Genomic DNA, 12,434 nt, shown 5'->3' with positions numbered 1-12,434 from the left:
GTGCCCTCGGTGAGACTCGAACTCACACTGGACGGGTTTTGAATCCGTTGCCTCTGCCAATTGGGCTACGAGGGCGCGATTGCCGAGTTTAGTAGATGGCTCACCGGCGACGCCAACTGCGCCCGGTAGTGTCATAGTTCTGACATTTCCGCTAAGGGAGAGGATGCCTGTGGCTGCCGATGCCCAACCGCCCAGTCGGGTCTTGGTTGCCGAGGACGACTCGCTGATCCGGATGGATCTGGTGGAGATGTTGCGGGAGGAGGGCTACGACGTCGTCGGCGAGGCCCCCAATGGGCAGATCGCCGTCGACCTCACCGAAAGCCTGAAACCCGACCTGGTGATCATGGACATCAAGATGCCGGTGCGCGACGGGATCGACGCGGCCACCGAGATCGCCCAGAAGCGCCTGGCCCCCGTGGTGATGCTTACCGCGTTCAGCCAGCGCGACTTCATCGAGAAGGCGCGCGATGCCGGTGCGATGGCCTACCTGGTCAAGCCCTTTTCCAAGGCCGATCTGGCGCCGGCGATCGAGGTGGCCGTCAGCCGCTACCGCGAACTGGCCGCCCTGGAGGCCGAGGTGGAGTCGGTGCAGGAGACGCTGGCCACGCGCAAGCTCGTCGACCGGGCGAAGGGGCTGCTCATGAGTCAGCACGCGATGACTGAACCGGAGGCGTTCGCGTGGATCCAGCGTGCGGCGATGGATCGTCGTACGACGATGAAGCAGGTGGCCGAGGTGGTCATCGAGAACGTCGAGTCCTGAACCGGGGGTGGGCGATGAAGACCCGACAGGGCGGACTGGCCGTCGCGACAGTCGTTGTCGCCGTGGCGCTCGGCATCAGCGGATGCGCGTCCTCGCACGGCCCGGCGGTGCCGTCGGCTGCTTCCCGAGCAGCGGGCGCGTCCGGCAATCCAGCGGCCCCCGCGGTGCCGACCTCCGTGCCGCCCGGCGAAACCGGCCTGGCGATCACGACGGTCGGACAGCTGACCCTGGCCGGCCAGCGCTTCGACCCGCCGGCCCCGGCAAGCCCCGCCAACCCGGCGGGCGACGGTAAGGCCGCCTGTCCTCGCCTGACCGTGGCGGTGGTCGGCGACCTTTCCACCCGTGACGGGATTGACGGCACCGCCATCGCCAACGGTGCACAACTGGCCGTCGACCAGCACAACGCGGCGAATCCGCGTTGCCAACTCGTCGTGCGCCGGACCGATACCAAGGGCAACGGCGTCGTCGCCGCCGAGGAGGCCAGGCGTCTAGCGGCCCGCCCCGACGTTGTCGCCGTCATCGGGCCGCTCACCTCCTCAGATGCGCTCGCCGCCGGCCCGACCTTCCATGCGGCCGGATTGGTGAATCTGAGCCCGTCGGCCACGGCACCGACCCTCACCGACAAGGGGTGGAAGACGTTCTTCCGCGGCGTCAACAACGACGATGTACAGGGTGCGGCCATTGCCCGCTACCTGGTCGGCGCCGGTGGCCGCAAGAAGGTTTGCGTCATCGCCGATAACACCGACGGGGGCGCCGGCCTGGCCCGGGCAGTCACCCAAGGCCTTGGCGGTGCCGCCGTCCAAGCCTGTTCGACCGGCATCCAGCGCGGCAGTCACGCCTACGGGCCCGCCGTGGACGCGGTCGTGAAGGCGGCGGCGGACGGCGTGTATTTCGCCGGATCCGCACGCGATGGCGGCGCATTCGCCGCCGCCCTGCGCCAGGCCGCACCGACGGTGGTGTTCGCTGCGGGCGACGAGGCGAACAACCCCGACTTCCTTGCCTTCGCCGGTGCGGGCGCCGACGGCGCACTGCTGTCCTGCTCATGCAGTCCCGCCCCCGACGCCTTCTCCGCGGCCTACGCCACCCGGTTCGGCGGGCCGCCGGCCCGGTACTCGCTGGAGGCCTACGATCTGGCGACGGTCATCATCAGGGGGATTGCGGCCGGAAAGCAGACCCGGCCCCACTTACGGGCCTACGTCGCGGACTACTCCGGCGATGGGCTTTCACGTCACTATCAGTGGGCGCCGACGGGAGATCTGATCGGCAACACGGTGTGGCTGTCGCGGGTGGGGCCGGCGTAGCGGTCGGTGTCGGGGCCGACCACTAGACTTCGTCGGTGTGAGTCCAGCGCAGAAGTCAGCATCGAAGGCCGCCGCCGACCCGACGGGCGACGGGCGCCCGCTGCTGATGCTGCTCGACGGGCATTCGCTGGCCTATCGGGCCTTCTTCGCGTTACCCGCGGAAAACTTCAAGACCGCCGGCGGGCAGACGACCAACGCCGTCTACGGCTTCACGTCGATGCTGATCAACCTGCTGCGCGACGAACAACCGACGCATATCGCCGCCGCTTTCGACGTGTCGCGCCAGACGTTCCGCTCCGAGCGGTTCCCCGAGTACAAGGCGCAGCGTGACAAGTCGCCCGACGAGTTCCGCGGTCAGGTGGACCTCACCAAGGAAGTGCTCGCCGCAATGGGAATCCCGGTGTTCGCCGTCGCGGGCTTCGAGGCCGACGACGTGATCGCCACCCTCGCCACCCAGGCCCGCGAGCGGGACTATCGGGTTCTGATCGTCACCGGCGATCGCGACGCCCTGCAACTCGTCGACCCTGAGACCACAGTGCTCTACCCCAAACGGGGTGTCTCCGAACTGACGCGATTCACCCCCGAGGAGGTGGAGGGCAAGTATGGGCTGACGCCGCGGCAATACCCCGACTACGCCGCCCTGCGCGGCGACCCGTCGGACAATCTGCCGGGCATCCCGGGGGTGGGGGAGAAGACCGCGGCCAAGTGGATCCGCGAATACGGCTCACTCGCCGGGCTCGTCGACCATGTCGAGGACGTGCGCGGCAAGGTCGGCGACTCGTTGCGTGCCAACCTGTCGTCGGTGCTCACCAACCGGGAACTGACCGAGCTGGTCCGCGACGTCGACCTGCCATCCGGACCCGACGACCTCGCGCTGGCCGGCTGGGACCGCGAACAGATTCACAAACTGTTCGACGACCTCGAATTCCGGGTGCTGCGCGACCGCCTTTTCTCCACCCTGTCCTCGCCCGAGCCGGAAGCCGAATCCGGGTTCGACCTCGACGGCGAGGTGCTCGCCCCCGGCGCCGTCCGGGCCTGGCTCGACGCTCATGCGCGGACCGGACGCAGCGGCGTCATGGTCACCGGGCCGGCGCGCGTCGTCGACTCCGACGTCGAGGCCGTTGCCATCGCCGCGGCCGACGAGGTGAGCGCCTACCTCGATCCGACGACGATGACCCCCGATGATGAGCAAGCCCTCGGCGAGTGGTTTGCCGACCCGGCGGCCGACAAGGCCCTACACGAGGCCAAGTGGGCGTTCCACGCGCTGCGCGGGCGCGGCTGGAAGCTCGCCGGCGTCAGCAGCGACACGTCGCTGGCCGCCTACCTGGCGCGACCCGGACAGCGCAGCTTCAACCTCGACGACCTCGTCGTGCGCTACCTGCGGCGCGAGCTGCGCGTCGACGCGGCCGGCGCCGACGACGGCCAACTCTCGCTCCTCGACGGCGAGGGCGGCGATGCCAAGCGCGCCGACGAACTGATGCTCGCGGCGCGCGCGGTCGCCGAACTCGCGATCGCCTTCGACGAGGAACTCGACCGGTTACACGCCCGCGATCTCCTCGCCGACGTCGAACTGCCGCTGCTGTTCGTCCTCGCCGACCTCGAGGCAACCGGCATTGCGGTGGACACCGACCACCTGCGCACCCTGGAAGCGGAGTTCGCCGACCGGGTGCGTGCTGCGGCGGAGGCCGCCTACGACGTGATCGGCGAACAGGTGAACCTCGGTTCGCCCAAGCAACTGCAGACGATCCTCTTCGATAAACTCGACATGCCGAAGACGAAGAAGACCAAGACCGGATACACCACCGACGCCGACGCACTCCAGGGGCTGTACGCGAAGACCGGCCATCCGTTCCTCGAGCATCTGCTCGAGCACCGCGACGCGACGCGGCTCAAGATCACCGTCGAGGGCCTACTGAAAGCGGTGGCGCCCGATGATCGGATCCACACCACGTTCAATCAGACCATCGCGGCCACCGGGCGCCTCAGCTCGACCGAACCGAATCTGCAGAACATCCCGGTGCGGACCCCGGCCGGCCGGCAGATCCGCGGTGGCTTCATCGTGACCGGCGGGGGCGAGCCCAGTTCTCGCGCCGCAGGTACCGAGGCCGACTTCGAGTGCCTGATGACGGCGGACTACAGCCAGATCGAAATGCGGATCATGGCGCACCTGTCCGAGGACGCAGGCCTGATCGAGGCGTTCAACACCGGCGAAGACCTGCACAACTTCGTCGGGTCGCGTGCGTTCGGCGTCCCGATCGACGGGGTGACCGCAGAAATGCGCCATCGGGTCAAGGCGATGTCTTACGGCCTCGCTTACGGACTTTCGGCATTCGGTTTGGCGGCGCAGCTCGGTATCGGGCGCGACGAGGCCAAGGACCAGATGGAGGCCTACTTCGCGCGTTTCGGCGGGGTGCGCGACTACCTGCACAACGTGGTTGACGTGGCGCGCCGCAACGAGTACACCGCCACCGTCTACGGTCGTCGGCGCTACCTTCCCGACCTCAACAGCGACAACTGGCAGCGCCGTCAGGCCGCGGAGCGGATGGCGCTCAACGCGCCCATCCAGGGCAGCGCCGCCGACATCATCAAGGTCGCGATGATCAATGTGCACCGCCGCCTCGCCGACGAACAGTTACGCTCCCGGATGCTGCTGCAGGTCCACGACGAATTGGTGCTGGAGGTGGCTCGCGGTGAGCGTGAACAGGTGGAGGCGCTGGTCCGGGCCGAGATGGGCACTGCGATCAGTCTGTCTGTCCCGCTCGATGTCTCCGTCGGCATCGGCCGGTCCTGGGACGACGCGGCGCACTGACATGACCGCACGGCGCTGGACGGGAGCGTTGGCAGTGCTAGTGGCCGTCTTGGCGATGGCGGCCTGCACGAACGACGAGTCGGCGCTGGACACCAAACCAATCAGCGTCGGCGTCACCGAGCAGCCACCCATCGCCGCACTGGTGCCGGCCGCGATACGCGACGGCGGGGTCCTCATCGTCGGTACCAATCCGCCGTATCAGCCCAATGAGTTCAAGAACCGGGACGGTGCGATCATCGGTTTCGACATCGACTTGGTGCGGGCGATCAGTCAGGTGTTCGGCCTGCAGCTGAGGGTCGTCGAATCCGAGTTCGCCAAAATCATTCCCGCCATTCAGGCGGGCACCTTCCACATGGGCATCTCCGCGTTCACCGACACCCTCGAACGGGAAAAGCAGGTCGACTTCATCACCTACTTCTCCGCCGGGATCCAGTGGGCCCGCCGCACCGGAAGCACCATCACCCCCGAGTCCGCGTGTGGCAAGCGCGTCGGCGTCAAATCGACGACTGTGCAAGAGACGCAGGAGATTCCGGCGAAGTCGGCCGCATGCGAGAAGTTGGGGAAGGAGCCGATCCGGATGGTGAAATTCGAGAACCAGGACGCCACCGTCAACGCGCTTCTCCTCGGTCAAGTCGACGCGATCTCCGCCGATTCCCCGGTCACCGCCTACGCGATCAAGAAGACCGACGGCCAATTGGAGGCGGTGGGTCCGGTCTACGACGCCGCGCCCTACGGCATACCCGTCGCCGGCCAGTCCAACCTGGCCCCAGCCGTCCAGGCGGCGGTCCAGTACCTGATCGACCACGGCTACTACGGCACAATCGCCCACCATTGGGGGGTCGGGGCTGGCATGATCCGGACGTCGGTCATCAATGGCGCAAAGGAGTAGACTGCGTGGCGCATCCCGTCGAATCCGTCGGTGCCCGGGACACTGCGGCGCCGATCGAGGCGGTGCCGCTGCGGCATCCGGGCCAGTGGGCGGCCGCGGTCGTCGTGGTGGCCCTGGTCGGGTTGTTCGTCTACGGCGCCGCTACCAACCCGGCGTATCGCTGGCGCACCTATGCGTCATATCTGTTCGACACCCGTGTGCTAACGGGCGTCGGGTACACCTTGGCGCTGACGGTGCTGGCCATGCTGATCGCGGTCGTCCTCGGGGTGACGCTGGCGGTGATGCGACTGACGAACAATCCGGTGCTCCGCTATTGCGCATGGGTCTACATCTGGATCTTCCGTGGCACACCGGTGTATGTGCAGCTCGTGTTCTGGGGATTGTTCGGCTCGATCTACAAGCAGATCGATATCGGCGTTCCGTTTGTGACGCAGTTCGCCCACATCAATATCCAGGCACTCAACGCCGCCTTCTTCTTCGCTGTTATCGGACTTGGGCTCAACGAGGCGGCGTATATGGCCGAGATTGTTCGAGCCGGGATCTCGTCGGTGGGCCACGGCCAGACCGAGGCCTCCACGGCGTTGGGAATGTCGTGGGCGCAGACGATGCGCCGCACCGTATTGCCGCAAGCGATGCGGGTGATCATCCCGCCGACCGGCAACGAGCTGATCAGCATGCTCAAGACGACGAGCCTGGTGGCGGCGGTGCCGTTCAGCCTCGAACTCTACGGTCGGACCAGGGACATCTCCGGCGTTAACTTCCAGCCGATTCCGCTGCTCCTCGTCGCCTCCACCTGGTACCTCGCGGTGACCAGTGTCCTCATGATCGGCCAGCACTATGTGGAGAAGCATTACAGCAAGGGCGTGGGCCGGGCCGGGGGGATGCGATGAGCGCAATGGTGTCGGCCCAATCGGTCGGCAAGTCGTTCGGCGCCCTGCAGGTGCTGAACGGGGTGTCGTTGGAGGTTGCGCGCGGCCAGGTCGCCTGCCTGATCGGCCCATCCGGTTCGGGGAAGTCGACGTTTCTGCGTTGCGTCAACCATCTTGAACGGATCAACTCGGGGCGGCTCTACGTCGACGGCGAGTTGATGGGCTATCGGGAGGGCGGCGACCGACTCTACGAGTTGAGCCCGAAACAGGCGGCGCGACAGCGCCGCGATATCGGCATGGTCTTTCAGCACTTCAACCTGTTTCCGCATCGGACCGCGCTGGAGAACATCATCGAGGCTCCCGTCCAGGTGGCGGGCAAGCCGAAGGCGGCGGCGGTCGAGCAGGCGCGCGAACTGCTGGACCAGGTGGGATTGGCCGACCGCGCCGACCACTACCCGGCCCAGTTGTCCGGCGGCCAGCAACAGCGGGTGGCGATCGCCCGGGCACTGGCCATGGAACCCAAACTGATGCTCTTCGATGAGCCGACGTCGGCGCTCGACCCCGAACTCGTCGGCGATGTGCTGGCCGTCATGCGGCGCCTCGCCGACGATGGAATGACCATGCTGGTCGTGACGCACGAAATGGGTTTCGCGCGCGAGGTGGCCGACCAGCTGGTGTTTATGGACGCCGGCGTCGTCGTCGAGAGTGGCGACCCGCGCGAGGTGCTGGCCAACCCGCAGCATGAGCGGACCCAGGTTTTCCTGGCGAAACTATTGTGAGGTAGCGAGTCGTCGGAGCACTTCCTGTTGCGTGTATCACGTATCTGCGTTAACGTGAACATACGTTCTATTACGGATTGGTTTCCGCAGCTGACAGGGGGTGGGTCCGTTGACCGATTCGCCTGTGCGGTTGCGGGATTCGACTGTGCGGTTGCCGGATTCTCCAGTGCAGTTGGCGCGGTTGATCGACGCGGCGACGGTGAAGCTGGCTGAGGCCCCGTTGGGTCTGGTCGCTGATGGCGAGGTGGGGGAGATCGCGGAGGTGCTCGAGACCGCCCGGCGCCGGACTGACGGGGTGTGTGCGTCGGTGTTGATGGAAGTGTCGGATCGCGAGTTATTCCGGGCCTCGGGGCACACGACGCTCAAGCGGTACTACGCCCAGGAATTGCGGTTGGGGGCGGCCGAGGCCAAGCGGCGGTTGGCGGTGGCCGAGGCGATCACCCCGGCCATGGCGATGACCGGGCAGAAGCTGCCGCCCAAGCGCGAACCATTGGCCGCGGCGGTCGCGTCGGGGGTGGTGTCGGCTGATCACGTGTACGAGGTGGAGCTGATCATGGCCAAAGTGCCGCGGGCTGCTTCGGTCGAGGATGTGGACACAGCAGTGGCGATTTTGACCGAAGCAGCGCGCGAGATGGCGCCGGCCGAGTTGCGTCCGATCGGCCAACGACTGCTGGCGCATCTGGATCCGGATGGGGAGTTGTCTGATGACACTGATCGGCGCCGCCAGCGCGGGATCACTATCGGGCGGCAGGACAACCGGTTGTTGTCCACGTTGACCGGCGTGTTGACCCCGGCGCTACGGGCCAAGATCGAAGTCGTTTGGAACGCGTGGGCAGCGCCGGGGGTCAACAATCCCGACGACGAGCAGCCGATCGCCTTCCCACCCGAGCGCACTGGCGATACCGGTGGCGAGGAGCAGCGCGAAGCATTGGCCGAAGCCATCACGCGCGATACGCGCAGTGCGGCGCAACGCAATCACGATGCCCTCGACGCGATGTGCGACTGGATTTTGGGCCATCAGGGCCTGGGGCGGCCGAACCGGATTCCGGCGCAGTTGGTGATCACCATCGACGAGCACGACCTGGCCCGTCGCGCCGGGGTGGCGGTTACCTCGACCGGCACGATGGTGCCGGTCGCCGAGCTGATCGAACTCGCCGCCGATACGGTGCCCTGGCTGGAGGTGTTTCGCCACGCCACCAGTCAAGTCCTCGACTTCGCGCGCGGCCGGCGCTTGGCCACCATGGCCCAACGGCTGGCGATGTTCGGCCAAGACCTCGGCTGCACCCGACCCGGATGCACCGAACCGTTCTGCCGTACGCAAGCTCACCACGCCGTCCAAGACTTCGCCGCCGGCGGCCAGACGAACCTGGCTGATCTGGGATCAGCGTGCGGACGCGACAACCGCAACGTCGGCTCCAAGCCCGGTCAGTGGGAAACCGCCATCATTGCCACCGGCCCCGATGCCGGGCGCACCGGCTGGCGACTGACCGGCAGTGCCGGTCCGTACCGCACCAACCCCGTCCATGACCCAAGAACACTGCTGGACCGCCACCCCGGCGACCCCGACCCACCCGGCCAGTTAGCCAGCCCGGACGAACCCACAGACCTTCGCCGAATCAGGCGGGACCTCAACAGCGTCCCCGAATCCCGGCCATCGCCGGTCGAGCGTGCACTCGAGCGCCTGCTCCTTGCCGCGTAGCGCGGCGGTGGGCCACCGCGGCATACTCGGAGAATGCCACTTCGGATCGGAGTCCTCGACGGCGATGGCATCGGGCCCGAGATCGTCCCCGTCGCCGTCGACATCGCCACCGCGGCCGCGACTCACGCCGACCTCGACGTCGAGTGGGTGCCGCTCGCCATGGGGCGCTCAGCCATCGACACCCTTGGCGATCCGCTACCGCCGGCGACCCTGGACGCGCTCGACGACCTCGACTGCTGGATCCTTGGGCCGCATGATTCTGCGGGCTATCCCGACCAGTTTCGTGGGCAACTGACGCCCGGTGCCGTGATTCGCAAGCGCTACGGCCTCTACTCGAACCTGCGGCCAGCGCGAGTCTATCCGGGGGTGCCGTCGGTGAGCGGAGCGATCGACCTGCTCATCGTCCGCGAGAACAGTGAGGGGCTGTATGCCGATCGCAACATGGCGGTGGGTAGCGGCGAGTTCATGCCGACGCCCGATGTGGCGCTCGCCGTCGGGGTAATCACCCGCGCGGCATCGGAGCGGATCGCGCGGGTCGCCTTCGAGCAGGCTCGCCGTCGCAAGAAGCACGTGACCGTCGTCCACAAGGCCAACGTGCTCACCATGACCACCGGGCTCTTCCGTGCGGCGTGTTACGACGTCGCGGGCGACTACCCGGACGTCACCGTCGACGAGGAGCATGTCGATGCGATGGCGGCCCTGCTGGTGCGGCGCGCCGGTGACTTCGACGTCCTCGTCACCGAAAACCTCTTTGGCGACATCCTTTCCGACCTCGCCGCCGAGCTCGCCGGATCACTGGGCCTGGCCGCATCGATCAACACCTCCGACTGCAAAGCGATGGCCCAGGCGGCACATGGTGCCGCACCTGACATCGCGGGGCGCGACTGCGCCAATCCGGTAGCGCTGATCGAGTCGACAGCGATGCTTTTCGATTGGTGGGCGCAGCAGTTCGACGATGATCGAGGGCGCGACCTCGCGGCGACGATACGGGCCGCGCTGACCGCGACGCTGGATGCTGGCGAGATGACGCCGGATCTGGGTGGCTCGACGGGAACAGCCGAATTCGGGCGACTGATTCGCACCCGGATCGGCGCGAGATAGCAGCCTCTGTCGAGGGTGCCCACTCAGTGGAGACAGGGTGCCCACTCGGCGTCGCCAGGGTGCCCACTCGGCGAATTTTGGTGCCCACTCGGCGAAGACGGGGTGAGCGATTCAGGCGGGCTTGCGGCAGCAGAAGATCGCGGTGCCGGGGAAGTAGGCGCCGCGCAGGGGTGACCATTGGCCCCACTCCTGCTCGAAGTCTTCGGGCCACTCGGGTTCGACGACGTCGTCGAGGATCAGCCCGGCCGCGCGGATCTCGCGGATCCGGTCGCCCATGGTGCGGTGATGCTCGACGTAGGTGATCGCGCCGGACTCGTCGCGCTCCGCATAGGGGGTGCGGTTGAAGTAGGGGATGGTGACGGTCAGCCCGGCCGGTCCGGGGTCGTCGGGGAACATCCAGCGCATCGGGTGGTTCACCGCGAAGACCCACCGCCCGCCCGGACGCAGCACGCGGGCAACCTCGGCCATGACACCGGCGGAGTCGGCGACGAAGGGGACCGCGCCGAACGCCGAGCAGGCCAGGTCGAAGGATGCGCCGGCAAACGGCAGCCGCTCGGCCGTTGCCTGCACCAGCGGAACCCGCTGCGCGTCGCCGGCCATCGCGGCGACCCCGTGCGCGAGCATCCCGCGCGACAAGTCGATTCCAACCGGGTGGGCGCCGTGGGCGGCGAGCCACCGCGCGCACGGGGCCGAGCCGCAGCCGACCTCGAGGATCGTCTTGCCGACGATGTCACCGAGCAGGCCGATGTCGGCTTCGCGCAGATTCTCCGGGCACCAGACGAAGTCGCCGCCGGTCGACTCCACCCCGAGGTAGGCGCCGTGCTCGTCGTGGTAGGCGTCGGCGTCCGAATCCCACCACTGCCGGTTCGCGCGGTCGCTGGCGGCGGAGTCGACCGGCCCCAAGACCCGCGGGGGGTGGGTCCCGTCTTCATCCACCATCTCACTGTCCGGCATGGGTCGTCAGCACGCCCGCCCGGCAAGAAGGGTCTCGGTCCGGGCTTCGCCATCCCATCGCCGGATTCCCGCGGCGACCACCTGGCGGACCTCGTTGTCGGAGACCAGTGTCAACGCCGGTGCCAGCTGATCGTCGGAGAGCCGTCGTGCCAGCGTCACGTGCGGCGTCCACTCGCCGGGCCGGGAGTGGCCGAATTCACCGTCGACGAAACCGGCGGTCAGGCGCGCGACGGTGGCGTGGAGGCTGAGCAGTTCACTGGTGGGGATGACCGAACGGGCGAGTACGTAGCCGCCGTGGGCGCCGGCCGCGCCGTGGGACAAGACAATCGGCGCGCCGAGCCGGATGGTGATCGGCAGTCGTTGCGCAACCGGACCAAGTGCGCTCAAGGCGGCCGGTTCGACCGAGCGGGCGGCGATCAGCGTGAGGTGCGGCCGCTGATGGCGATGCGGATTGCGCAGACCCGCCGCGACGAGGCGGTTCACCTCGGCGATGATGGCCGCGCCCGCAGCGTCGTCGAAGGTCAGCTCAAGTGAGTGGACCATAGTGCTCCTCCGCTCGACGCGCCGAGACGCATTTGTGCAGGACAGGGGGGTGGCGTAGTGTTTGAGGGGCGTGTGACCAGGGTATGTTCGAATCGCCGTGTTCACATCGTTGACCAGCAATTTTCCTGCTGGATGACCGCAACCAACATCCTGTCCCCACTAGATACCTGTCCGGAGCAACCCAACACATGTCGTCCCCCACTATTACCTCGCCGCAAGTAGCCGTCAACGACATCGGCTCGGCTGAGGACTTTCTCGCCGCCATCGATTCCACCATCAAGTACTTCAACGATGGCGACATCGTCGAGGGGACGATCGTCAAGGTCGACCGCGATGAGGTCCTGCTCGACATCGGCTACAANNGCGGCATACCGTCCCTGTCCACGTTCGGAGTTCCTACTACATGACCACCAGCACGGTCGCACAGACCGCCCCTCAGATCGCCATCAACGACATCGGCTCTGAGGAAGACATCCTCGCGGCGATTGACGCCACGATCAAAGATTTCAATGACGGCGACATCGTCGAAGGTCGCATCGTCAAGGTCGACCGGGACGAGGTCCTGCTCGACATCGGCTACAAGACCGAAGGCGTCATCCCGTCTCGCGAGCTCTCCATCAAGCACGACGTCGACCCCAGCGAGGTCGTCAACGTCGGCGATGAGATCGAAGCCCTCGTTCTCACCAAGGAGGACAAAGAAGGCCGCCTGATCCTGTCCAAGAAGCGCGCC

Annotated in this window: 11 protein-coding genes and 1 tRNA gene; 9 read left to right on the top strand and 3 right to left on the bottom strand. The window is 67.0% G+C overall.

Translation table 11 applies throughout. The annotated features are described in order from the left end of the window. Window position 1: 1 nt before the first annotated feature. Window positions 2–75: transfer RNA gene (locus B4M62_RS13345), tRNA-Leu, on the bottom strand. Between the two features lie 88 nt (window positions 76–163). On the opposite strand from B4M62_RS13345, the gene B4M62_RS13340 reads away from it, so the two are divergent. The 8 genes from B4M62_RS13340 to B4M62_RS13305 all read left to right on the top strand — a co-directional run bounded on the left by B4M62_RS13340 (window position 164) and on the right by B4M62_RS13305 (window position 10,207). Continuing rightward, window positions 164–760, top strand: coding sequence for an ANTAR domain-containing response regulator (locus B4M62_RS13340; RefSeq protein WP_290713866.1), 597 nt, complete (start codon window positions 164–166; stop codon window positions 758–760). Window positions 761–774: 14 nt separating this feature from the next. Continuing rightward, window positions 775–2,061: a branched-chain amino acid ABC transporter substrate-binding protein gene (locus tag B4M62_RS13335; protein WP_290713864.1), complete on the top strand. Its 1,287-nt coding sequence runs from the start codon at window positions 775–777 to the stop codon at window positions 2,059–2,061. Window positions 2,062–2,098: 37 nt separating this feature from the next. Then, entirely contained in the window at window positions 2,099–4,870 is a 2,772-nt protein-coding gene (gene polA / locus B4M62_RS13330; protein ID WP_414651846.1) for a DNA polymerase I, read from the top strand. A 1-nt stretch (window position 4,871) separates the two neighbouring features. Continuing rightward, entirely contained in the window at window positions 4,872–5,759 is an 888-nt protein-coding gene (locus B4M62_RS13325) for an ABC transporter substrate-binding protein (protein ID WP_290713862.1), read from the top strand. A gap of 5 nt (window positions 5,760–5,764) precedes the next feature. Continuing rightward, on the top strand, window positions 5,765–6,649 hold the full coding sequence (locus B4M62_RS13320) for an amino acid ABC transporter permease (RefSeq protein ID WP_290713860.1): 885 nt from the start codon (window positions 5,765–5,767) through the stop codon (window positions 6,647–6,649). Window positions 6,650–6,654: 5 nt separating this feature from the next. Then, on the top strand, window positions 6,655–7,407 hold the full coding sequence (locus B4M62_RS13315; protein ID WP_290713871.1) for an amino acid ABC transporter ATP-binding protein: 753 nt from the start codon (window positions 6,655–6,657) through the stop codon (window positions 7,405–7,407). Between the two features lie 145 nt (window positions 7,408–7,552). Next, window positions 7,553–9,106: an HNH endonuclease signature motif containing protein gene (locus B4M62_RS13310; protein WP_290713868.1), complete on the top strand. Its 1,554-nt coding sequence runs from the start codon at window positions 7,553–7,555 to the stop codon at window positions 9,104–9,106. A gap of 33 nt (window positions 9,107–9,139) precedes the next feature. Beyond that, window positions 9,140–10,207 (top strand): isocitrate/isopropylmalate dehydrogenase family protein, encoded by a 1,068-nt coding sequence (locus B4M62_RS13305; RefSeq protein ID WP_290713858.1) that lies wholly within the window; start codon window positions 9,140–9,142, stop codon window positions 10,205–10,207. 111 nt (window positions 10,208–10,318) lie between these two features. Here the strand turns inward: B4M62_RS13305 and B4M62_RS13300 are convergent, their stop codons facing one another. Continuing rightward, a complete protein-coding gene (locus B4M62_RS13300; RefSeq protein ID WP_290713856.1) occupies window positions 10,319–11,143 on the bottom strand; it encodes a class I SAM-dependent methyltransferase in 825 nt (274 codons plus the stop codon). Between the two features lie 24 nt (window positions 11,144–11,167). Further along, window positions 11,168–11,704 carry a 2'-5' RNA ligase family protein gene (locus B4M62_RS13295; protein ID WP_290713854.1) on the bottom strand — a complete coding sequence of 179 codons (537 nt, stop codon included), beginning with the start codon at window positions 11,702–11,704 and terminating at the stop codon, window positions 11,168–11,170. A 403-nt stretch (window positions 11,705–12,107) separates the two neighbouring features. Between B4M62_RS13295 and B4M62_RS13285 the strand changes: the two genes are divergently transcribed. Continuing rightward, window positions 12,108–12,434: S1 RNA-binding domain-containing protein (locus tag B4M62_RS13285; protein ID WP_290713852.1), on the top strand; the 327-nt coding region annotated here is incomplete at its 3' end.

The organism is Gordonia sp. UBA5067 (genome assembly GCF_002414845.1).
Taxonomy (GTDB): Bacteria; Actinomycetota; Actinomycetes; order Mycobacteriales; family Mycobacteriaceae; genus Gordonia; species Gordonia defluvii.
Note: the sequence above shows the minus strand (reverse complement) of the source record. Positions and strands in the feature narration are given on the sequence as shown.

Bases quoted from the DNA above. Each gene is read 5' to 3' on its own strand.
- B4M62_RS13340 (WP_290713866.1), top strand. From the start codon at position 164: ATGCCTGTGGCTGCCGATGCCCAACCGCCCAGTCGGGTCTTGGTTGCC.
- B4M62_RS13325 (WP_290713862.1), top strand. From the start codon at position 4,872: ATGACCGCACGGCGCTGGACGGGAGCGTTGGCAGTGCTAGTGGCCGTC.
- B4M62_RS13305 (WP_290713858.1), top strand. From the start codon at position 9,140: ATGCCACTTCGGATCGGAGTCCTCGACGGCGATGGCATCGGGCCCGAG.
- B4M62_RS13315 (WP_290713871.1), top strand. From the start codon at position 6,655: ATGGTGTCGGCCCAATCGGTCGGCAAGTCGTTCGGCGCCCTGCAGGTG.
- B4M62_RS13295 (WP_290713854.1), bottom strand. From the start codon at position 11,704: ATGGTCCACTCACTTGAGCTGACCTTCGACGACGCTGCGGGCGCGGCC.
- B4M62_RS13335 (WP_290713864.1), top strand. From the start codon at position 775: ATGAAGACCCGACAGGGCGGACTGGCCGTCGCGACAGTCGTTGTCGCC.